The organism is Comamonas sp. MYb69, assembly GCF_037479315.1.
In the GTDB taxonomy this organism is placed as follows: Bacteria; Pseudomonadota; Gammaproteobacteria; order Burkholderiales; family Burkholderiaceae_C; genus Comamonas.
Window position 1 is genome coordinate 19,154 of the sequence record NZ_JBBGZG010000018.1, and the last position, 20,158, is coordinate 39,311.

Below are 20,158 nucleotides of genomic sequence, written 5' to 3' on the forward strand. Positions count from 1 at the left end.
ATGCGCCTGATGCCTCTTCGCCGCTCCTTCCTGCTCAGCTGTGCCGCTGCGGCGCTGCTGGGCTGCGCCTCCGAGCCGCCGCAGCCCGATGCGGAACCCGCGCTGGACCAGGCCAGCCTGCCGGTGCAGCTGCTGATGACCGAAGGCTTTGTGCCTGTGCACCGGGCACTGGCCGGGCAGCTGATGATCCCTACCCAGATCCGTGCCGAGCCCGGCTACGGCGCGTCGCCTGCGGTGGCGCAGGCGCTGGCCCAGTACCTGCAGCAGGCGGGTTGCGTCGATCTGGTACTGGCGCCGCGCGCGGTGTTGCAGCTGTTGCAGGCCCAGGGCCTGGTGCGGCCGGGGCGCCTCTACGATGTGGTGCGCTCACCGCTGATTGCCATCGTGCAGGCCGGCCGCCCCGTGCCGGTGCTCCAGGACACGGAAGACGCCAAGAAGATGCTGGAGGCGACCCGCAGCATCGCCTACCCGTCGGCCGATGGCAGCGACTTTATCGAGCAAAAGCTGTTTCGCGAGCTGGATTTGACTGCCCAGGCTTTGCCCAAGAGCATCAAGGTGTTTGGCCCGCAGGTGGCCCAGCTGGTGGCGCGGGGCGATGCGGAGCTGGGCCTGCTGCTGCGCAGCGAGCTGCCCCGTTCTGCCGAGCTGCAGGTGGTGGGCAAGATACCGCCCCCCCTGGCCTACGAGGCGGTCTACAGCGCCGGCATTGTTCGCCAGGCCTGCAGCACCGCAGGGGCCCAGCTGCTGGCCCGCTTCTACCAGCGCGAAGCGGCCATGCATGACTGGAACGGCTCAGGCTGGGAGCCGGTGGCAGGGGTATCCCGGCCGCCACCACCGCCGGCCGAGCACCTGGACCCGGCTGAGTACCAGCCTTGAGAACCTGTTCAATGTCTCAGGCCTGGGCCAGCGCTGCCTGCACCGCAGGGCGCGCGCCCACGCGGGCGTAATGGGCGGCCACGCGCGGAAACTCGTTGATATCCACGCCATCGCTCTTGAGCCAGCCGGCCATCGTGAACAGGTAGCCGTCGGCCACCGTGTACTGCTCGCCCATCACCCAGGTCTTGTCGCCCAGGTAGTGCTGCTCGATCAGCGCAAAGGCATCGCGCATGTTCTGCGGCACCTTGGCCTGCATGGCTTTCTGGGCCGCCTCGTCGTCGGCCCAGCGCGCAGCGCGTGGGCGGTGGGCATGGCTGATGTGCACGGTCGATGCCAGGTAGCTGTTGAACTCCTGCAGACGGGCGAGTTGGAACGGGTCGCTCAGCGGCGCCAGTTGTTTGTCGGGGTGGGTTTGCGCCACATACAGCAGCAGCGCGGCCGTCTCGGTCAGCACGCCTTGCGGGGTGACCAAAGCGGGCACGCGGCCCTTGGGGTTGATGGCCAGGTAGGCCGGCGTGCGCTGCGCCCCTTCGGCCATGTTCAGGCGCTGGGCATCAAAGGCAGCGCCCGCCTCATGCAAGGCAATCAGCACGGCCTGCGCGCAGGTTCCGGGGGCGTAGTACAGGGTCAGGTCTTGGCTCATGGGGCTCCTTGGATGGGGGTTGGCGGCGGTGCCAGCGCATGGCGCCTGCCGTATCGCCTGGGGATGCTAATCGATTTGCCGGCCATGTGCTGCGCTCGCCGTTACCATGGGTGTCTGTTCCGAAACGTCCACCCCATGGCCAAAGAAAAATCCGTTTACATCTGCAGCGAATGCGGCGGCACCAGCCCGCGCTGGCTGGGCAAATGCCCCGCTTGCAATGCCTGGAACACCTTGGTGGAGAGCACGGCCGAGGCCGCAGGCGGCGGCAAGAACCGCCTGAGCCAGACCGGCCGCACCGGTTACGCCGGCCAGGCCCAGGCCGTCACGCCGCTGGCCGCCATCGAGGCCACCGAAGTGGCGCGCACGCCCAGCGGCATTGCCGAGCTGGACCGGGTGCTGGGCGGCGGCATTGTCGAAGGCGGGGTGGTGCTGATCGGCGGGGACCCGGGCATCGGCAAATCGACCTTGCTGCTGCAGGCGGTGGATGCACTGCAGCACCAGGGGCTGCCCGCGCTGTATGTGACCGGTGAGGAAAGTGGCGCGCAGGTGGCGTTGCGCTCGCGCCGGCTGGGGCTGGACAACAGCCAGGTCAATGTGCTGAGCGAGATCCAGCTGGAGAAGATTCTGGCCACCTGCGAGAGCACGCAGCCAGCCATTGTCGTCATCGACTCGATCCAGACCATGTACTCGGACCAGCTGAGCTCGGCCCCCGGCTCGGTGGCCCAGGTGCGCGAATGCGCGGCCCACCTGACGCGCATGGCCAAGAGCACCGGCATTGCGGTGGTGCTGGTCGGCCATGTGACCAAGGAAGGCGCGCTGGCCGGCCCGCGCGTGCTCGAGCACATGGTCGATACCGTGCTGTACTTTGAAGGCGACACGCACAGCAGCTTCCGCCTGGTGCGCGCCATCAAGAACCGCTTTGGCGCCGTCAACGAGATTGGCGTCTTCGCGATGACGGAAAAAGGCCTCAAGGGCGTGAACAACCCCAGCGCGATCTTTCTGAGCCAGCACAGCGAGCCGGTGCCCGGCAGCTGCGTGCTCGTCACCCTGGAAGGCTCGCGCCCGCTTTTGGTCGAGATCCAGGCGCTGGTCGATGACGGCGGCCCCAGCCCGCGCCGCCTGTCGGTGGGCCTGGACCGCGACCGCCTGGCCATGCTGCTGGCCGTGCTCAACCGCCATGCCGGCGTGGCCTGCGCCGACCAGGATGTGTTCGTCAATGCCGTGGGCGGTGTGCGCATCGGCGAGCCAGCCGCTGACCTGGCTGTCATGCTGTCCATCACCAGCAGCCTGCGGGGCAAGGCGCTGCCCAAGGGCTTTATCACCTTTGGCGAGGTGGGCCTGGCCGGCGAAGTGCGCCCCGCCCCGCGCGGCCAGGAGCGCCTGAAGGAAGCCGCCAAGCTGGGCTTTAGCGTCGCCGTCGTGCCCAAGGCCAATGCGCCCAAAAAGCCGATCGAGGGCATCACGATCCACGCGGTGGACCGGGTGGACGAGGCGATATCGCTGGTGCGTGGGCTGGACTGAGCGCATGCTGGCAGATGCCTTTGCGCGTGACGGCTTTGCGCTGGTTCCCGGTGTGCTGGCTGCCGATGGCTGCGCATCGGTGCTGGCGGAGCTGCAAGGGCGCACAGGGCAGGGGCCCGGCGCACGCCATCTGCTGACTCTGCCATGGTGTGAGCGCATGGCCGGGCAGTTGCGTGCAGCCCAGGCATTGGCCGATCTGATTCCTCAGGGCCATCTGGCGGTGCAATGCACCTATTTCGAAAAGTCGCGCGACACCAACTGGCTGGTGGCGTTGCACCAGGATCTGGCGATACCCGTGCAGCGCAAGCTGGAACACCCCGCGCTCAAGGGCTGGGCGCTCAAGGACGCGACCCATTTTGTGCAGGCCCCCCCGCAGGTACTGGAGCAGCTGGTGGCGGTGCGTGTGCATCTGGAGGACTGCGGTCCCGATGACGGCCCCTTGCGCGTGGTGCCGGGCTCGCACGCCATGGGCGTCATCGACAGCGCAGCTGCTCTGCAGCTGCGTGATGAACGGGGAGAGCTCGCATGCCCGGCTGCCCAAGGCGCCGCGCTGGTGATGCGGCCCTTGCTGCTGCACGCCTCGTCCAAAGCGAGTGGCAGCAGCCGTCGGCGCGTGCTGCATTTTTTGTTTGGCCCTGCGCAGCTGCCTTATGGGCTGGCTTGGGCTGCCGCCGTGTAGCTGCCTTTAAACCAGCCGCCCTTGTGGCCACAGATGCGCCGGATCGTTGTACCCGGGCGTCGAGGGGTGGCCGGGGCTGACCAGGCCGTTGACCAGGCGCTCGTCGTCCACGGTGATCTGGTAGTTCAGCGCGGGCTGGTAGTCCTGCCATTGCTTCAAGGTGCGCGGGCCGGCGATGACCGCGCTGATGGCGTTGTGGGCCAGCACCCAGGCGGTGGCGAACTGCGCGGCGCTGATGCCTTGCTGCTCGGCGTGCTGCTGCACCTGCTGGGCGATCACGAGGGATTCTGGGCGGAACTCGGTCTGCAGGATGCGGGCATCCTGGCGGCCGGCGCGGCTGTCCTTGGGCGGCTCCATGCCGGGCTGGTACTTGCCGCTGAGAACGCCGCGTGCAATGGGACTGAAGGGCACAACGCCGATGCCGAACTGCGCGCAGGCGGGCAGGATATCGGTCTCGGGCATGCGGTTGAGCAGGTTGTAGTAGGGCTGGCAGACGATGGGCGGTGGCAGGCCGATCTCGCGCGCGGTGTAGACCGCTTCGACAATGCGCCAGCCGCGAAAGTTGGACAGGCCCCAGTACAGAATCTTGCCGCTGTCGATCAGCTGCTTGAGGGCATACAGCGGCTCATGCAACTGCAGGCCGGCGCGGTCGCGGTGCAGGTAGAGGATGTCGATGCGGTCGGTCTGCAGGCGGCGCAGGCTGGCCTCGACCTCGCGCAGCATCCAGGCGCGCGAGTAATAGCCTTGGTTGGGCCCGCTGCCCATGGCGTTGCCCAGCTTGGTGGCCAGCACCCAGTCATCGCGCTGGCCTTGCAGCAACTGGCCGACCATGCGCTCGGACTCGCCCTTGCTGTAGATATCGGCGGTGTCGATGAAGTTGACGCCCTGGGCGCGCGCATCGGCCACGATGGCGGCCGCCTCCTGGAGGTCGGTCTGGTCGGCGAACATCATCGTGCCCAGGCACAGGGCGGAGACTTGGAGGGGGCTGGCGCCCAGCTGGCGGTACTGCATCTTGGTCCTTCGGGAATCAGGTCGAGTCCCTCGATGCTAGCGGGCCGCCGCCGGTTTGTCAGTCACGGGCTGCGGCTTGCCCCGCTGCATCCCATGCTCAATCGAGACCGCTGTCGTCGCCTTCCTCGTCGTCGTCCTTTTCCAGCTGGCTGCGGTTTTGCAGCTGCTCGCGCATGTTGTCAGTGCCTTGCATGAACTGGTCCACCGAGGTGGTGGGCGCCCAGCGCCACTCCGGCGGCAGCATGGTGGACATGTACAGGTTGTCGCCCAGGCGCTTTTGCGTCTGCCACTGCAGGCCCAGCTTGGCGCCCACGCCCAGCACCAGCAGGCCGCCAACGGCCAGCGCCAGGGTACGGGCCGACACCAGGGTGGCCGCGCGCAGGTGGAACCAGATGACCACAGCCATCAAGCTGAAGGACGCCAGGCTGGCAAAGCGGCTGAGCAGCGGCCAGGACAGCGCAAAGCCCGTCACCGACAGCAGCACATCGAGCAAGGCCATGGCGACCATGCCGACCGAGGCAATGCAGACATGGCGCCAAAAGCCCGTCACCCCGGTGAACAGCTTGCCCATCATCGACCAGCCCAGGGTCCAGACCAGCAGGCCGCCCAGCATCCACAGCAGGATGGCGGGCAGCTGGCGGGCGAGGGCCCCGGTTTCGGTGGCACCCAGCCAGGTGGTCCAGGCCGACAGCAGCACCAGCAGCACCAGGGCCATGGCCGTCAGCAGCCCTTGGGCGCGCGAGAACGGGCGCCAGCGCTGGGTGGCGGGCAGCGGCTGGGCGGTGCTGCGCAGGTTCAACTGCACGCCCCGGCCCAGGGTCAGGCGCTGGCCGGGCTGCCAGACAAAGCGCTCGCCGGCGCGGTAGTGGCGCCGGCCGTGCCAGACGCCATTGGTGCTGTCGAGCACCTCGACCTCGTATTGCCCCGCATTAGGGTGGCCTGCTTGCGGTTGGTGCAGGCGCACATGGCTGGGGCCGATGCTCGGGTCGGTCAGCACCAGGTCATTGGTGGCGGCGCGGCCGATGGTGCAGGGCCAGGCATACACCGGCAGGGCCATGGCCAGGCGGTGGCCGCGTTCGACCAGCTCCAGCACCGCGCCTTCGGGTTCTTGCGCGGGGGTGGGCGCCTGGGTGCTGGCTTCTTCGTGGTCGGGGGCGATGTCGGTCAATTCGGGGTAATCGTGCTGGCTCATTGGGCGGCCTCGCTGGAGAAGCCTTGCAGGTACTGGCGGGCCAGGCGCTGGGCATTGTCAAAACTCACGGCACTGACGTTGAGGCGGCCGAGCACGCCCTGGCGCGGCTGGTCCACCGAAACGGCCAGCACGGTCAGGTCATACAGGCCGCTGAACTTGCGATAGGCGGCCATGCAGACGACGGCGCGCAGCGGCAGCTTGGCGTCTCCCGCGACAAAATCCTCGCGGCATTCATAGCCGGTGCGCACGCGGTTGCCGCGCTTGCGCATGGGCTCATTGGCAAAGCTGGCGCCATAGGTGTGCGCAAACTGCCAGGGGCTCAGGCGCGGCGCGTCATAGGCCTCGTAGCGCATGCCCAGGCCGCCGACATCGCCGTCGCCGGTGAAGACTTCGCTGTCGATGCGGCATTGGCTGCGCTCAAAATCAAACAGCGATTCGCTGCGCCGCTCGCGGCCATCACCCCAGCAGCGCGCCAGCGTCTCGGACGGCACGGGCACGCGGTAGGGGCCATAGCGCTCGGTACGGCTGCTGCCGCTCAGCACCCGGTCGACCAGGTCCTTTTGGTGCGCCATCAGCTGGCGCGTGACTTCGGCATGCATGGCGCCCTTGACCGGTGCGGCCTCGCGGCCCTGGGCGAGCAGCTGCTCGACAAACTCCACCGGCACCAGAAAGCTCAGTTGCTCGGCGCCCAGCTGCTTGGCCACATTGACGCCGACCACGCGGCCCTGGGTGTCGATGGCCGGGCCACCGCTCATGCCGGGGTTCAAGGTGCCGCCAAAGAAGATGCGCGGGTAGAAGCTGCGCTGCACCAGGCCGTTGTAGGTGCCCTCGGTGATCGCAAAGCCGACATCGAGCGGGTTGCCCAGCGAGAAGATGCGCTCGCCCCCGCTCAGCGGCCGGCTGCTGGGGCGCAGCGGCAGCGCGCTGTAGTGGCGCTCCGTGGCGCCTTCTGCGCCTGCGCTGCTGTCCTTGGCCAGGGCCACGCGCAGCAGCGCCAGGTCATGCAGCACATCGATGGCCAGCAGCTGCACCGGCGCCTCCTGGCCGCTGACCGAGACCAGCACCGCGCGGTGGCGTTCGGGCTCCAGCGCCAGCTGGCTGACGACGTGGTAGTTGGTGATCAGCAGGCCATCCTCGGAGACAAAAAAGCCCGAACCGGTGCTGCTTTGCGTATTGGTCTGGCGGCGCAAGGTGCGGATCTGCACCAGCTTGTCGCGTGCGGCCATATAGGCCTGCTGGGCATCGGGCGAGGGGGGCGGGGCCTCGGCCGCAGCAGCGGCTGCGGGCTGGCTGGCGGCTGCAGGCGATCCTGATGCAGACGGTGCCGTTGGCGTGGTGGGCGCGGCATTCGTTAATGGCGCTGTCGGTGCAGGCACGGCGGCCTCGGCTGCAAGCGGGCTGGCCGCCTGCAGCAACGGGGTCTGGGCCAGCGCGGGCGCTGCCAGCAAGGCCGCCAGCGCAAGTGCCAGGCCGTTGCGCCACAAAGGGGAAGATGAGCAATGGGTCATGGTGTTGGGGTGTGCGCCGGGGAGGAAGCCGCAGACGCAGGAGCGGGCAAGCCAGTAGCCTGGCATGCTATCAAAATAAAAGTGCCACTGCACCAGCGGCAGACGTCATAGCAGGTAAGCATTTGCAGTTGTGGCGCGTCGCGGGTGCGCGATGCATGGCGGGGGCTGAGCGTGGATGCGGGCCAGGCGTGCCTCAGTGCCGCTGCTCATAAGCCTGGGTCACGCCATGGGCGATGGCATCGCTGATCAGGTTGCTCAGCCCGCTCCAGGCGATCTGTATGCCCAGGCACAGCAGGATGAAGGCGGAAATGCGCAGAAACACAATGGTGCCGGTCTCGCCCAGCGGTTTGAGCAGCTTGTCGGCATAGCGGTTGCACAGCAGCAAGATGATGCCCACCACCAGGCTGCCCACGGCCGCACCCATAACGTTGACCACGGTGATGGCTGGCGAGCTGCGGTCGAGCAGGCTCACGCCGATCGTGATCGTAGCGGCCAGGCTGCCCGGGCCGTAGGTGAGGGGAAAGGTCAGCGGGTAGAACGCGCGGCGCCGCGCCATCTCGGGCGTGAAGGCCTCGGCCAGCTTCTCGGTGCGCCCTTCGGTGGAGTTGGTGTTGATCATGTTCCAGCCAATGACGGAGACCAGCAGGCCGCCGCCGAGCCGGACCACATCGATGGACAGGCCGAACATCTCCAGCATGTAGGAGCCCACCAGCATGAAAAAGATCAGCAGCAAGGTGACATTGACGGCGATGCGGGTCGCGATGCTGCGGCGGGTGGCGTTGGAGGCCCCTTCGGTCAGCGTCAGGAAGATGGCCGAGACGCTCACGGGGTTCAGGATCGGCAGCATGGTGGCGACCACCAGCAAAAAGCTCTTGCTGAAGGCGGCAAAGGCAATGGCAAAACTCATGAAAGGGCACCAGGCAATAGGAGGATCTGGCGCGCTAGCATGCCAGCCAAAGCGGGCTTGCGCTAGGGCCTGCGGCGGCCGGTGTTGGGCCAAAGGTACGCCTGCCGCCGCGAAAACTGGCAGGCAGCGGGCGCAAACAATTGGCCCCTGGCGACAAGGGCATCTGCGCAGGCAGTGGACAATAGCGCCATGAACTGGAGAAACATACTGATCCCCGTCGGCTTGCTGGTGCTGCTGGGGGCTGCTTACCAAAATTACAAATGGATGGGCGTGCTGGCCGTCAGCGGCGGCATTGTGCTGTGGCTGATGCTGCATTTCACCCGTCTGATGACCATCATGAAACGCGCTTCGGAGCGCCCTTTGGGCTATGTGGCCAGTGCCGTCATGCTCAATGCCAAGCTCAAAGCCAATGTGCCGCTGGTGCATGTGGTGGCCATGACGCGCTCGCTGGGCCTGCGCCAGTCGCAGGCTTTGGAGCAGCCCGAGGTGTTTGTATGGCGCGACAACACGGACTCCAGCGTCACCTGCGAATTTGTGCACGGACGCCTGCAGAAATGGACACTGCAGCGCCCCAGCGACCCGCAGGATGGCGCGGACAGCCCCGCCCACCCTCAGCCTTGAGGCCGGCTTACTTGTAACAAGGGCGACCCGCCGGCCGCTTGCACCGGCCCTTTAGAGGGGGGTTGGCGCTCAATTCTGAAGCGCGCGCTCTCTATCTTCTGCCAAGGCGGGCGCCGTCCACGTAAAATCACTGCCCAGCATGGGAGCCCCTTGGGGCTGGTCCCCACCATTTGCCCGTGCCCACAGAATCATCGATAGCCGGCTCGCCCCAGAGGTGCAGGGCTGGCGCAGGAAAGTTGAAAACCATGACGCAGGCAGTTGTTGAGTTGCTGGCCAAAGACCTGAACGCCCAAGGCGGCGTGTTTTGTCCCAACCCCAAGGCAGATATGAAATTGTGGAGTGGCCACCCCCGCGTCTTTCTGGACGTGGGCCACAGCGGTGAGGCCAAGTGCCCCTACTGCGGTACGGTGTACCGCCTCAAGGCGGGCGAAACCTTCCACGGTGGCCATTGAGTGACTGATTCCCCATTGGGCGGCGCTGCAGCTTCGCGCAGGCTGACGCTGACCATTGGCATCCTCACCCTCAACGAAGAAGACAACATCGAGGCCTGCTTGCGCAGTGCCTCGTTTGCCGACCAGGTGGTGGTGGTGGACAGTGGCAGTGTGGACCGCACCACGGCCATTGCCTGCGGCCTCGGTGCCCAGGTGTTTCGCTACGAAGACTGGCAGGGCTTTGCGCTGCAGCGCAACCGGCTGCTCAGCCACGCCAAGGGAGACTATGTGTTCTTCCTCGACGCCGATGAGACCATCTCTCCCGCTTTCCGCGAGGAGCTGGAGGCCATTGTCCAGTCCGGCGAGGAGGCGATCTGGATGGTGCGCTGGCGCATGGTCGCTTTCGGCAAGGAGCTCAAGTACCTGCGCTCCACTGCCAAGGTCGAGCGCCTGTTCTGGCGCGGTTTGCTGCGCGAGTACACCGGCGTGGTGCACGAAGAGGCGCAGCTGAGCCGGGCCAATGTGACGCGCCACCTGATGCGCACGCCGCTGCTGCACCATTCGCGCAGCACCGTGCATTCCAGCCTGGAAAAGCTCACCCAGTACGCGATGCTGGGCGCGGCCAAGCGCGCCGAAGAGGGCGTGCGCGGCGGCATTTTGCGCGGCATGGCCTCGTCGTTCGCGATGTTTGTGCGTCTTTACTTCTTCCATTTCGGCTTTCTGTGCGGGGGCGCGGGCTTTTTGTACTGCGTCTTTGTCGCGCTGGAGAGCTTTTTCCGCTATGTGGCCCTGGCCTATGACCGCCCGTATCTGAGCGGAGACGTGCGCCGATGAGCCTGGCTGCGGCAGCGTCCGCTGCGCCCACGCCCGCGATGCGGGCCAGCCAGCTGGCGGCCTTTTTGGTGCCCGGTGTGGCGCTGACCCTGCCCTCGGGCTACTCCTTTGGCGCCGCGGTGCTGGCGCTGGCCAGCCTCGTATTTGTGCGCCAGTGGTGGGGCCGCCGCTGGGACCGCCGCGCGATCGCCTGGGCGCTGATGCTCGCCGCCATGGCGGTGTTGTGGACCATGAGCTTTGATGACTGGCTCCTGCGCTCGCGCAGCGACCAGTTCGTCAAATATGCGCTGGCCATCACCGGCCTGGGTTTTTTGCAAAGCTGTGCGCCCCGGGTGCGGCCGCTGGGCTGGGGCATGCTGGCGGGCGCGCTGGGCGCGGGCCTGGTCGCCGTCTACCAGACGGGCTGGACCGATGCCCACCGCGCCAATGGCTTTACCAATGCGATCCAGTTCAGCGGCATTGCGCTGGTGCTGGCGCTGGCCTGCTGTTTTGGCGTGCTGCTGCTGTGGCGCTCGCTGTCGGCCTGGCAGCGCGCCTTAGGCTTGGTGTGCAGCCTGTTCGGCTTGCTCGCCGTCATCCTGTCCGATACGCGCGGCAGCTGGATCGTGCTGCCCTTTGTGCTGCTGATTGGCGCGGTACTGCTGTGGCGCTGCGGTCTGCGCAAACCGGTGGGCCTGGGCCTGCTGGCCGCCGTGCTGGGCATTGGCGGCTTGGTCTCGCTCAAAGGCGACGAGATGGCCCAGCGCTACCACACCGCCGTGCACGAGGTGCAGAGCTACGAGGTGCAGGACCGCGATGCGGCCGAAACCTCGGTCGGCCAGCGCCTGGCCCACTGGCACCTGGCCTGGCACATGGGGCTGGACAAGCCGCTGACCGGCTGGGGCCTCAAAGGCTATATCGCCGAGAAGGCCCGCCGCGTGGAAGCGGGCGAGGCCAGTGCCTCGGTCCTCCCCTACGACCATGCCCACAACGAGCTGCTCGACATGTTTGCCAAGCGCGGGCTGGTGGGGGTGGCGCTGCTGCTGGCCTTTTATGCCGTGCCGCTGCTGATCTTCTGGCCCACGCAAAAGCGCATGGCCCAGTGCCCCGGCGCGCCTATGGACCGCCAGATCCTCTACCTGCGCATGCTGGGCATCATGGTGCCCCTGTGCTACATGGGCTTTGGCCTGACCCAGGTGTTCTTTGCCCATAACAGCGGGCATCTGTTCTACGTCTACCTGCTGGTGCTGCTGCTGGGTGCGCTGATTGGACGTGAGCGCGCACTCTTGGCTTTGCATTCCCAGCGCTGAGCATACAGCGCAAGAGGGTTCACCGGTGCTTCAGCCCGCGCGGCTGTGCCACTCGCGGGCGAGCAGGGCATAGATGTATTCATCACCCCACTGGCCGTTGAACTGGTCGTTCTCAATCAGGTGCGCCTCACGCCGCATGCCCAGGCGCTCGACCACGCCCACCGAGCCCTGGTTGGCGGCATCCAAGCGCGCAAAAATGCGGTGAAAGCCCAAGTCGCCAAACCCCTGCGCTAATGTGAGCGCCACCGCCTCGGTGGCATAGCCTTTGCCAGCATAGGCTGGATCAAAGATATAGCCCACCTCGGCCTGGCGCGCCGCGGCGCTGGCCAGCTTGAGCAGGGTCTCGCCCAGCAGGCAGCCATCGCTGCTGCGCACTACGGCAAAGCGCCGGGTGTCGCCCTCCTGCGCCAGGCGCTGGGGCAGCGCATCGCGTGCGAACTGGGCCTGCAATACGGCGGTGTCCTGCGGTGCATCGGCATACAGGTGGCGGTAGACGGCAGGCTGGCGGTGGTAGTGGGCGTAGGCCTCGAAATCGCTGGACACAAAGGCGCGCAGCTGAAGGCGGGGAGCGGAGGAGGGATGGGACATGCGGTGCCTGACCTTCAAGCCACTTGGCGCGCCGCAAAGCGCGCCGCCGGCTCGATCAGCTGGGCCTGCGCTGCCACCAGCGGCAGATCGCGTGAGCCCGCTACCGTGCCCTTGACCAGCGAATACAAGGTGGCCGTGGCCAGCTCCAGCGCTTCGGGCAAGGGGCGGCTCTCCATCAAACGGCCCAGCAAGGTGGCGGCAAACACATCGCCCATGCCGTTGGGGAGGGGGTGCAGGTCGATGCGCGGCGTGGTCACCAGCCAGGCGCCTTGGCCATTGACGGCCAGGGTGCCCAGTTGGTCGGCCGCGATATCGGGTGTGGCCAGGCTGGTGATGACAATGGTGTCCGGCCCCCGGCCACGCATCTGGCGCGCGACGGCGACGGCCTCCTCGGTGCTGCCCAGCTTGGTGCCACTCAGCAACTCGAACTCGAACTGGTTGGGCGTGATGATGTTGGCAAACGGGATGGCCTGGTCGCGCAGAAAATCGGGGATGGCGGGGTTCACGAAGAGCCCCCGGCCCACATCGCCCATCACCGGGTCGCAGAGGTAGCGCAGCTGCGGGTTGGCCTGGCGGATGTCGTTGACGGCGTCGAGAATGGCTGCGCCGGTATCGGCATTGCCCAGGTAGCCCGAGAGCACAGCACCCACTTTGTGCAGCGCGCCGCGCTCGCGCAGGCCGGCGAGGATTTCGCGGATATGTTCGGCGCTCAGGATCTGGCCCCGGAACTGCCCGTAGCCCGTGTGGTTGCTGAACAGCACCGTATGCACCTGCAGCACCTCAAAACCCAGGCGCTGCAGCGCAAACACCGCCGCCGAGTTGCCGACATAGCCCCAGGCCACATGCGATTGGATGGACAGGATGACGGGGCGGGATGCTTGCGCAGTGGCAGAGGGTGCAGCAGTGTTCACAGTAGGCAGTCTTTGCGGGCGAGGGCCCGGACCAGGCTGCCGGGCGTTGGCTGCTATTGTGCGCCCGCTGCCTGCCACTCCGCCTTGAGCTGCTGCAATAGTTGCGCAGCGGGCAGGGCTCGGGCCTGGGCCACGCCCTGGCCGGCCCAGAGCGACAAGTACTGCGCATCGCCTGCCGCGCCAGCGAGCTTGCGCAGCGTGCCGGTCAGTGCGTTTTGTACCGGGTAGGGAGGGATGGCGGCCTCCTCGGCTTCGAGCGCATCGATCATCGCATTGCGGATGCCGCGTGCCGGCCGGCCCGAGATGGTGCGGGTGGTGACCGTGTCGGTGGCCTGGGCGGACGCCAGCGCAGCGCGGTAGGCGGCGTTGATGGCCGACTCCGGGCAGACCAGAAAGGCGGTGCCCATTTGCACCGCCTGCGCGCCCAGTGCCTGGGCGGCGGCAATGCCGGCGCCATCCATGATGCCTCCGGCCGCAATCACCGGCAGCTGCAGCTGCTGCACGCAGTCGCGCACCAGCGGCAAGGTGGAGACCATGGACGAGGCATAGTCTGCCAAGAAGGTACCCCGGTGGCCGCCGGCTTCGCTGCCACTGGCGATGACCGCATCGGCCCCCACCGCCTGCCAGGCCAGCGCCTCGGCCACCGTGGTGGCCGTGCCCCAGACCTGGCTGCCTGCGGCCTGCAGGCGCTGCACCTGGGCGGCGCTGAGAATGCCAAAGGTAAAGCTGGCCACGGCCGGGCGGCAGGCGACCAGCGCATCGAGCTGCTGCGCAAAGTCTTCGCACCACTGGCTGGGCACGGCCGGCTCGGCGCCAAAGCGGGCATAGAGCGGGGCCAGGCGCTGCAAGGCCTGCTGCACGGTGGCGGCATCGGGCGCGGGGGTGGCCTGCACAAACAAATTCATTGCAAAGGGCCGGTCGGTCTGCGCGCGCACTGCGGCTGCGGCTTCCGCCATCGCCTGGGGCGAGCGCATGCCGCAGCCCAGCGAGCCCAGGCCGCCGCCGGCGCTGACGGCAGCGGCCAGCGCCGGGCTGTCCGAGCCGGTCATCGGGCCTTGCACCACGGGCAGTTGCAGGCCGAGTTCTTGTGTCAGCTTGCGGGTCATACGGTCTCCATGGCGGTGGGGAAAGGGGTGGGGGTCGGGGCCGGGGCCGCCGCCTGCAACACGGCCAGCAGCTGCTGTACTGCGGGCGTGGCATAGCCCTGGCGGGTGACAAACATCGTGGTGCAGACGCCCAAGGGCTCGCTGCGCACCGGCAGCGCATCGCGCTGCAGATCCAGCACGGTCTGCGGCACCACAGCGACCGCGCTGCCTGCGGCCACGGCCGCCACGATCGCATGGTACGAGGACAGCTGCAGCACGCGCGTAGGCGCCGGGCCATGGGCCTGCGCCATCCACTGCTCGCCAATGCGGCGGTAGGTGCAGCCATCACTGAAACCGGCCAGGGTGCGCGGCAGCTCCCCCTGCTGGGTTTGGGCGGGGCGCAGCAGCAGCAGCGATTCTTCGTACAGCGGCACCAGGTCCAGCGGCAGCGGCGCATCCACATCCGGGGGCGGCCAGGCGACCAGTGCGGCATCGAGCTGGTGGTCCAGCACCTGCTCCATCAGCTGCAGCGACGCGGCCGTGGACAGCTCCAGTTGCACCTGGGGATGCGTGCGGTGGAAAGCGGCCAGCGGCAGCGGCAGGCGCGCGGCGGCCGTGCTCTCCATCGAGCCCAGGCGCAGCCGCCCGCTGGGCTGCTGGCCGCGCAGGCTTTGCGTGGCCTCTTCGGCCAGGGTCAGCAACTGGTCGGCATAGCGCTGCAGCTGCTGTCCCTCGGGTGTCAGCACCATGCGCCGGGCTTCGCGTACAAAAAGCGCGACGCCCAGCGACTCCTCCAGCTGCTGGATGCGGGTGGTGATATTGGACTGGGCGCGGCCCAGCTGCTGCGCAGCACGGGTGATGCTGCCGCTGGCAATGACCTGCTGAAAGATGGCGAGGGTGGCGAGATCCAACACGGCGGTATCTATCTTTTTTGAAGATGTTAATTTAACATAGCATCTCCAAAAAAGATACATAAGCACTAGGTCCGCACCATGCCACCCTCGTTCAGCTCCTCGGTTTCCCCCTCCACCCCCGCCCCCTCGCTGCGCTGGGGCCAGCGCCCCTGGTGGGTGGCGGTGGCCGGCATGCTGGCGCTGGCCTCGGCCATGGGCGTGGGGCGCTTTGCCTTTACCCCCCTGATGCCGATGATGCTGCACGACGGCAGCATCGACCTGGCCCAGGGCAGCTGGCTGGCGATGAGCAACTACCTGGGCTACTTTGTGGGTTCGCTGGTCTGCATGGTGCTGCCCTGGGTGGCCCCGGGCCTGATGCAGCGCCTGCACCCCTCGCGCATGGTGCACTGGTGGCTGTTCATCACCGCAGTGCTGACGGCGGCGATGGCGCTGCACTGGCCCGGCGCCTGGGCCAGCCTGCGCTTTGTCTCGGGCGTCGCCAGCGCGGTGGTGTTTCTCAATATCACCCTGTGGTGCATGTCGCAGCTGGCGCATCTGGGGCGGCCGCAAATGGGCGGCCTGCTGTTTTGCGGCCCGGGCATCGGCATTGCGCTCACGGGCCTGGCCACCAGCGCCATGGTGGCCGCCGGCTGGCATGCGGTCAGCGCCTGGCTGGCCTTTGCGCTGTTGGCGCTGGTGCTGTGGCTGGTGGTGATGACGGTGGTGCGTGGGCCGCTGGCGCCGCCGCCTGCCCCCACGCGGGCGGGAGCTGCTGTGGCGCTCGCTCCCGAGGGCCCGGTGGACCGGCTGCTGCTGACCCTGGCCTACAGCCTGGCCGGCCTGGGCTATATCGTCACCGCCACCTATTTGCCGGTGATTGCGCGCGGCGCGCTGCCGGCCGATTCGATCTGGCCTGACCTGTTCTGGCCCATGTTTGGTGGCGGCGTGGCGCTGGGCGCCTACCTCTCGACCCATTTGCCCGCCCGTTGGGACCGGCGCCGTCTGCTAATGGCCGGCTACGGCATCCAGGCCGTGTCCATCGCCATCAGCGCGCTGTGGCCCACCCCGCTGGGCTTTTCGCTGGGCAGCCTGCTGCTGGGCCTGCCGTTTACCGCGCTGACTTTTTTTGCGCTGCAAGAGGCGCGCCGCATCTGGCCCAGCGCACTCAGCAGCTTTCCGGGCCTGCTGACGGCGGCCTATGGGTTGGGCCAGATCGTGGGCCCGCCCATGGTCGCCTGGATGCTGGCCCACAGCGCCAGTACCCAGCAGGGCTTTGCCTATGGCCTGGCGGCAGCGGGCGGCGCGCTGGTGCTGGGCATGGTGATTCTGGCCGGCATGGTCTGGCGCCATCCGCACCAGGGCTGAGCGGCGGAAACGCCGCAGGTAGCCAGCCGCCCAGGGGCTGCCAAAGTGGATGCCGGGGCCGCATCTGCGCCGCATGTCCAACTCGTGAAACATTGTTTGACCTTGGGGTAAACTCCGGGGCGCAAACGTTTGCGCCTATGCAAACATGCGGCATCTCGCGGCTACTGCTGTGGATAGCGCCGCGTGATGCACAACAATCCTTCGGAGACTTATCTCATGCGCTTTACCCGCCGTACCCTGACTGCTGCGCTGGCTTTGGCCACCGTGGCTGGTTTTTCCCACCAAGCCGTCGCGGCTGACAAGCCCAAGGTGGCCCTGGTGATGAAATCGCTGGCCAACGAGTTCTTCCGCACGATGGAAGACGGCGCCAAGGCGCACCAGAAGGCCAATGCCGCCCAGTACACACTGGTGGCGAACGGCATCAAGGACGAGACCGATACGGCCGCGCAGATCAAGATGGTCGAGCAGATGGTGGCCCAGCGCGTGCAGGCCATCGTGATTGCGCCGGCAGATTCCAAGGCCCTGGTGTCGGTGCTGAAGAATGCCGCCGACAAGGGCGTGCTGATCGTCAATATCGACAACAAGCTCGATGCCGATGCGCTCAAGAGCAAGGACCTGAACGTGCCGTTTGTCGGCCCGGACAACCGTGCCGGCGCCAAGCTGGTGGGCGATTTCCTGGGCAAGCAGCTGCAGGCCGGTGACAAGGTGGGTATCGTCGAAGGCGTCTCGACCACGTTCAATGCCCAGCAGCGCACCCTGGGCTTCCAGGATGCGATGAAGGCCGCTGGCGCCAATGTGGTCAGCCTGCAATCGGGCCAGTGGGAAATCGACAAGGGCAACACAGTGGCCGCCGGCATGCTGCGCGAGCACCCCGATCTGAAGGCGATCATGGCCGGCAACGACAGCATGGCGCTGGGCGTGGTCGCGGCGGTCAAGGCCTCGGGCCGCACCGGCAAGGTGCAGGTGGTGGGTTATGACAACATCGCCGCCATCAAGCCCATGCTCAAGGACGGCCGCGTGCTGGCGACTGCTGACCAGTACGCCGCCAAGCAGGCCGTGTTCGGTATCGAGATCGCGCTCAAGGCCCTGGCCGAGAAGAAAAAGCAGAGCGAGCTGCCCGCTGAGGTCAAGACCGATGTGGCCTTGGTGACCAAGGACAGCAAGTAAAAAACGGCGTACACCATGGCAACGACTGAGGCGCAAGGCGCCGGCACGCCACGCGTGCGTCTGCAGCAGATGGGCAAGGCCTACTCCGGCACCTTGGTGCTGGAGGGCGTGAGCCTGGATCTGCATGCGGGCGAGGTGATGGCGCTGACCGGAGAAAACGGCGCGGGCAAGAGCACCTTGTCCAAGATTCTGTGCGGGTTGGTGGATCCATCGCAGGGCCAGATGCAGCTCGATGGCAAGCCCTTTGCCCCCACATCGCGCCGCGATGCCGAGCGCCAGGGCGTGCGCATGGTGATGCAGGAGCTGGGCCTGGTGGCCACCTTGACGGTGGCCGAAAACCTGCTGCTGGGCCAACTCCCCCACAAGATGGGCTGGCTGGACCATACCGCGATGCGGGCGCTGGCCCGCACCCAGCTGGCCAAGATCGGCATGGAGCATATCGACCCGGACACCCCCGTCTCGCAGCTGGGCATTGGCCAGCAGCAGATGGTGGAGATCGCCCGCAATCTGCAGGATGGCACGCGGGTGCTGGTGCTCGATGAGCCCACCGCCATGCTCACGCTCAAGGAAACCGAGCACCTGTTCACGCAGATTGCGCTGCTCAAGGCGCGCGGTGTGGCCCTGGTCTATGTGTCGCACCGGCTCGAAGAGCTGCAGCGCATTGCCGACCGGGTGGCCGTGCTGCGCGATGGGCGCCTCGTCGATGTGCGGCCCATGCAGGGCGTGCAGGAGCATGAGCTGGTCGAGCGCATGGTCGGCCATGCGGTGCAGGACAACGAAGGCCGGCCGCGCCGCACGCGTGGCGCGCTGCGCCTGTCTGCGAAAAATTTGCAACGCGGCGCGCAGGTGCGCGGCGTGAGTCTGTCGCTCTATGCGGGCGAGATCATGGGCCTGGCGGGCCTGGTCGGCTCGGGCCGTACCGAGCTGGTGCGCCTACTGTTTGGTGCAGACCGCGCCGAGCAGGGCGAAATCAGCCTGCATGCCGCTGGCAGCAGCGCCGCCACGCACACGGTGGCACCCAACTGGAGCAGCCCCGTGCAGGCGATCCGCGCCGGCATCGGCCTGGTGACCGAAGACCGCAAGTCGCAAGGCCTGCTGCTGTCGCAATCCATCCGCGCCAATACCACCTTGGCGGGCATGCACAAGATTGCGCGCGGCGGCTGGTTGCAGCGCGCCCAAGAGAGCGAAGTGGCGCGCCATTTTGTCGAGCGCCTGCGCATCCGCTCGCGCAGCGCCGAGCAGGCTGTCTCCACCTTGAGCGGCGGCAACCAGCAAAAGGTGGTGTTTGCCCGCTGGCTGCACCAGCCCTGCGATGTGCTGCTGCTCGATGAGCCCACGCGCGGCGTCGATGTGGGCGCGCGCGCTGACATCTACCACGAGATCGACCGCATGTGCGACGACGGCAAGGCCGTCTTGATGGTCTCCAGCGATCTGCGCGAGTTGATGGCCATGTGCGACCGCATTGGCGTGATGCATGACGGCGAGCTGGTGGCCGTGTTCGAGCGCGGCCAGTGGAGCGACCAGCAACTGCTGGCCGCCGCCTTTGGCAATGTGGATGAAGCCCCATCGGCCCACGCCGCAGCCCAGGCTGCAACCCCCGAATAAAAAAGCAGGCAAGAGGACCAAGCCATGACCACCCCCCTTTCCGCGCGCGCCAGCGCGCCTACGCCGTCGGCTGCCAAGGCCTCTTCGGGCCGCATGCAGGCCTGGGGCACCTATGTGGGCCTGTTCCTGGTGCTGGCCGCGATGGTCGCGCTGTTCAGCTTCCTGAGCGAGTATTTCTGGAGCGCCGAGACCTTTGTCACCATCGCCAACGAGATCCCCGCGCTGGCGGTGATGGCCGTGGGCATGACCTTTGTGCTGATCCTGGCGGGCATTGACCTGTCGGTGGGCTCGGTGCTGGCGCTGTCGGCGGCGGTGGCGGCCCAGGCGATTCTGGTCTGGGGCCTCAACCCCTGGGCCGCCGGCGCACTGGGCCTGCTCTGCGGCCTGCTGTGTGGCGCGGTGCTGGGCTCGATCTCGGTGGTTTGGCGCCTGCCGACCTTTATCGTGTCGCTGGGCATGCTCGAAGCGCTGCGGGGCGCAGCCTACCTGGTGACCGACTCGCGCACCCAGTATGTGGGCGACGCGATCTCGGGCCTGGCCGCGCCCATTGCCTATGGCGTCTCGGCCGCCTTTGTCATCGCCATCGTCGTGGTGGCGCTGGGCCAGATTGTGCTGACCCGCACCGTGTTTGGCCGCTATGTGGTGGGCATCGGCACCAATGAAGAGGCCATGCGCCTGGCCGGTATCGACCCGCGACCCATCCGCATCCTGGTGTTTGCGCTGACCGGCCTGCTCGCCGGCCTGGCAGGGCTTATGCAGTCGGCGCGCCTCGAAGCGGCCGACCCCAATGCCGGCAGCGGCATGGAGCTGCAGGTGATTGCCGCCGTCGTGATTGGCGGCACCAGCCTGATGGGCGGACGCGGCTCGGTGATTGCGACCTTCTTTGGCGTGCTGATCATCGCGGTGCTGGAAGCGGGCCTGGCCCAGATTGGCGCCAGCGAGCCTGCCAAGCGCATCATCACCGGCGCCGTGATCGTCGTGGCCGTGATCATCGACACGGTGCGCCAGCGCCGTGCCGCACGCCGGGCCTGA

At 67.2% G+C, this 20,158-nt stretch carries 20 protein-coding genes; 11 read left to right on the top strand and 9 right to left on the bottom strand.

What is annotated here, in order from left to right; all coding sequences use genetic code 11:
- On the top strand, positions 1-876 hold the full coding sequence (locus WH303_RS20865) for a substrate-binding domain-containing protein (RefSeq protein ID WP_339520914.1): 876 nt from the start codon (positions 1-3) through the stop codon (positions 874-876).
- Between the two features lie 16 nt (positions 877-892).
- On the opposite strand, the gene WH303_RS20870 is transcribed toward WH303_RS20865, so the two are convergent.
- The gene (locus WH303_RS20870) at positions 893-1,519 is read right to left on the bottom strand and encodes a glutathione S-transferase family protein (protein ID WP_339520916.1); all 627 of its coding nucleotides are present in this window, start codon (positions 1,517-1,519) and stop codon (positions 893-895) included.
- Positions 1,520-1,654: 135 nt separating this feature from the next.
- On the opposite strand from WH303_RS20870, the gene radA reads away from it, so the two are divergent.
- Together radA and WH303_RS20880 are read left to right on the top strand one after the other, a co-directional pair.
- Positions 1,655-3,040, top strand: a complete 1,386-nt coding sequence (gene radA / locus WH303_RS20875; protein WP_021025375.1) for a DNA repair protein RadA — start codon at positions 1,655-1,657, stop codon at positions 3,038-3,040.
- 4 nt (positions 3,041-3,044) lie between these two features.
- Positions 3,045-3,719 (top strand): phytanoyl-CoA dioxygenase family protein, encoded by a 675-nt coding sequence (locus WH303_RS20880; protein ID WP_339520919.1) that lies wholly within the window; start codon positions 3,045-3,047, stop codon positions 3,717-3,719.
- Positions 3,720-3,725: 6 nt separating this feature from the next.
- Here WH303_RS20880 and WH303_RS20885 read toward each other — a convergent pair whose 3' ends face one another.
- The 4 genes from WH303_RS20885 to WH303_RS20900 form a co-directional block, all read right to left on the bottom strand.
- Positions 3,726-4,730 (bottom strand): aldo/keto reductase, encoded by a 1,005-nt coding sequence (locus tag WH303_RS20885; protein WP_339520921.1) that lies wholly within the window; start codon positions 4,728-4,730, stop codon positions 3,726-3,728.
- A gap of 97 nt (positions 4,731-4,827) precedes the next feature.
- Positions 4,828-5,922 carry an FHA domain-containing protein gene (locus tag WH303_RS20890; RefSeq protein WP_339520923.1) on the bottom strand — a complete coding sequence of 365 codons (1,095 nt, stop codon included), beginning with the start codon at positions 5,920-5,922 and terminating at the stop codon, positions 4,828-4,830.
- Positions 5,919-7,430, bottom strand: a complete 1,512-nt coding sequence (locus WH303_RS20895; RefSeq protein WP_339520925.1) for a S1C family serine protease — start codon at positions 7,428-7,430, stop codon at positions 5,919-5,921. The genes WH303_RS20890 and WH303_RS20895 overlap by 4 nt, the downstream gene beginning before the upstream one ends.
- A gap of 193 nt (positions 7,431-7,623) precedes the next feature.
- Positions 7,624-8,337: a MarC family protein gene (locus WH303_RS20900; protein WP_339520927.1), complete on the bottom strand. Its 714-nt coding sequence runs from the start codon at positions 8,335-8,337 to the stop codon at positions 7,624-7,626.
- 189 nt (positions 8,338-8,526) lie between these two features.
- On the opposite strand from WH303_RS20900, the gene WH303_RS20905 reads away from it, so the two are divergent.
- From WH303_RS20905 to WH303_RS20920, 4 genes are all read left to right on the top strand, one after another.
- A complete protein-coding gene (locus WH303_RS20905; RefSeq protein WP_021028651.1) occupies positions 8,527-8,958 on the top strand; it encodes a hypothetical protein in 432 nt (143 codons plus the stop codon).
- Positions 8,959-9,203: 245 nt separating this feature from the next.
- The gene (locus WH303_RS20910; RefSeq protein WP_021028650.1) at positions 9,204-9,410 is read left to right on the top strand and encodes a zinc-finger domain-containing protein; all 207 of its coding nucleotides are present in this window, start codon (positions 9,204-9,206) and stop codon (positions 9,408-9,410) included.
- Positions 9,411-10,223 (top strand): glycosyltransferase family 2 protein, encoded by an 813-nt coding sequence (locus WH303_RS20915; RefSeq protein ID WP_239645061.1) that lies wholly within the window; start codon positions 9,411-9,413, stop codon positions 10,221-10,223.
- Positions 10,220-11,512: an O-antigen ligase family protein gene (locus tag WH303_RS20920; RefSeq protein ID WP_339520931.1), complete on the top strand. Its 1,293-nt coding sequence runs from the start codon at positions 10,220-10,222 to the stop codon at positions 11,510-11,512. The genes WH303_RS20915 and WH303_RS20920 overlap by 4 nt, the downstream gene beginning before the upstream one ends.
- Positions 11,513-11,542: 30 nt before the next feature.
- Here the strand turns inward: WH303_RS20920 and WH303_RS20925 are convergent, their stop codons facing one another.
- From WH303_RS20925 to WH303_RS20940, 4 genes are read right to left on the bottom strand one after another with little or no spacing between them, the layout of a single operon-like run.
- A complete protein-coding gene (locus WH303_RS20925) occupies positions 11,543-12,100 on the bottom strand; it encodes a GNAT family N-acetyltransferase (protein WP_339520932.1) in 558 nt (185 codons plus the stop codon).
- A 14-nt stretch (positions 12,101-12,114) separates the two neighbouring features.
- Positions 12,115-13,011 (bottom strand): pyridoxal kinase PdxY, encoded by an 897-nt coding sequence (gene pdxY / locus WH303_RS20930; RefSeq protein WP_339520934.1) that lies wholly within the window; start codon positions 13,009-13,011, stop codon positions 12,115-12,117.
- Positions 13,012-13,064: 53 nt separating this feature from the next.
- On the bottom strand, positions 13,065-14,117 hold the full coding sequence (locus tag WH303_RS20935) for an NAD(P)H-dependent flavin oxidoreductase (protein ID WP_339520936.1): 1,053 nt from the start codon (positions 14,115-14,117) through the stop codon (positions 13,065-13,067).
- Positions 14,114-15,010, bottom strand: coding sequence for a LysR family transcriptional regulator (locus WH303_RS20940; RefSeq protein ID WP_339520938.1), 897 nt, complete (start codon positions 15,008-15,010; stop codon positions 14,114-14,116). The genes WH303_RS20935 and WH303_RS20940 overlap by 4 nt, the downstream gene beginning before the upstream one ends.
- Before the next feature lie 78 nt (positions 15,011-15,088).
- Here WH303_RS20940 and WH303_RS20945 point away from each other — a divergent pair, with 78 nt between their 5' ends.
- The 4 genes from WH303_RS20945 (at position 15,089) to WH303_RS20960 (ending at position 20,158) form a co-directional block, all read left to right on the top strand.
- A complete protein-coding gene (locus tag WH303_RS20945; RefSeq protein WP_339520940.1) occupies positions 15,089-16,354 on the top strand; it encodes a YbfB/YjiJ family MFS transporter in 1,266 nt (421 codons plus the stop codon).
- Positions 16,355-16,570: 216 nt separating this feature from the next.
- Positions 16,571-17,521 (top strand): sugar ABC transporter substrate-binding protein, encoded by a 951-nt coding sequence (locus WH303_RS20950; RefSeq protein WP_116926749.1) that lies wholly within the window; start codon positions 16,571-16,573, stop codon positions 17,519-17,521.
- Positions 17,522-17,536: 15 nt separating this feature from the next.
- Positions 17,537-19,126 (top strand): sugar ABC transporter ATP-binding protein, encoded by a 1,590-nt coding sequence (locus WH303_RS20955; protein ID WP_339520943.1) that lies wholly within the window; start codon positions 17,537-17,539, stop codon positions 19,124-19,126.
- 24 nt (positions 19,127-19,150) lie between these two features.
- Positions 19,151-20,158 carry an ABC transporter permease gene (locus WH303_RS20960; RefSeq protein WP_027011027.1) on the top strand — a complete coding sequence of 336 codons (1,008 nt, stop codon included), beginning with the start codon at positions 19,151-19,153 and terminating at the stop codon, positions 20,156-20,158.

Bases quoted from the DNA above. Each gene is read 5' to 3' on its own strand.
- WH303_RS20885 (WP_339520921.1), bottom strand. From the start codon at position 4,730: ATGCAGTACCGCCAGCTGGGCGCCAGCCCCCTCCAAGTCTCCGCCCTG.
- WH303_RS20920 (WP_339520931.1), top strand. From the start codon at position 10,220: ATGAGCCTGGCTGCGGCAGCGTCCGCTGCGCCCACGCCCGCGATGCGG.
- WH303_RS20955 (WP_339520943.1), top strand. From the start codon at position 17,537: ATGGCAACGACTGAGGCGCAAGGCGCCGGCACGCCACGCGTGCGTCTG.
- WH303_RS20945 (WP_339520940.1), top strand. From the start codon at position 15,089: ATGCCACCCTCGTTCAGCTCCTCGGTTTCCCCCTCCACCCCCGCCCCC.
- WH303_RS20910 (WP_021028650.1), top strand. From the start codon at position 9,204: ATGACGCAGGCAGTTGTTGAGTTGCTGGCCAAAGACCTGAACGCCCAA.
- WH303_RS20870 (WP_339520916.1), bottom strand. From the start codon at position 1,519: ATGAGCCAAGACCTGACCCTGTACTACGCCCCCGGAACCTGCGCGCAG.
- WH303_RS20865 (WP_339520914.1), top strand. From the start codon at position 1: ATGCGCCTGATGCCTCTTCGCCGCTCCTTCCTGCTCAGCTGTGCCGCT.
- WH303_RS20880 (WP_339520919.1), top strand. From the start codon at position 3,045: ATGCTGGCAGATGCCTTTGCGCGTGACGGCTTTGCGCTGGTTCCCGGT.
- WH303_RS20890 (WP_339520923.1), bottom strand. From the start codon at position 5,922: ATGAGCCAGCACGATTACCCCGAATTGACCGACATCGCCCCCGACCAC.
- WH303_RS20905 (WP_021028651.1), top strand. From the start codon at position 8,527: ATGAACTGGAGAAACATACTGATCCCCGTCGGCTTGCTGGTGCTGCTG.
- WH303_RS20925 (WP_339520932.1), bottom strand. From the start codon at position 12,100: ATGTCCCATCCCTCCTCCGCTCCCCGCCTTCAGCTGCGCGCCTTTGTG.
- radA (WP_021025375.1), top strand. From the start codon at position 1,655: ATGGCCAAAGAAAAATCCGTTTACATCTGCAGCGAATGCGGCGGCACC.
- WH303_RS20950 (WP_116926749.1), top strand. From the start codon at position 16,571: ATGCGCTTTACCCGCCGTACCCTGACTGCTGCGCTGGCTTTGGCCACC.
- WH303_RS20960 (WP_027011027.1), top strand. From the start codon at position 19,151: ATGACCACCCCCCTTTCCGCGCGCGCCAGCGCGCCTACGCCGTCGGCT.
- WH303_RS20900 (WP_339520927.1), bottom strand. From the start codon at position 8,337: ATGAGTTTTGCCATTGCCTTTGCCGCCTTCAGCAAGAGCTTTTTGCTG.
- WH303_RS20935 (WP_339520936.1), bottom strand. From the start codon at position 14,117: ATGACCCGCAAGCTGACACAAGAACTCGGCCTGCAACTGCCCGTGGTG.
- WH303_RS20895 (WP_339520925.1), bottom strand. From the start codon at position 7,430: ATGACCCATTGCTCATCTTCCCCTTTGTGGCGCAACGGCCTGGCACTT.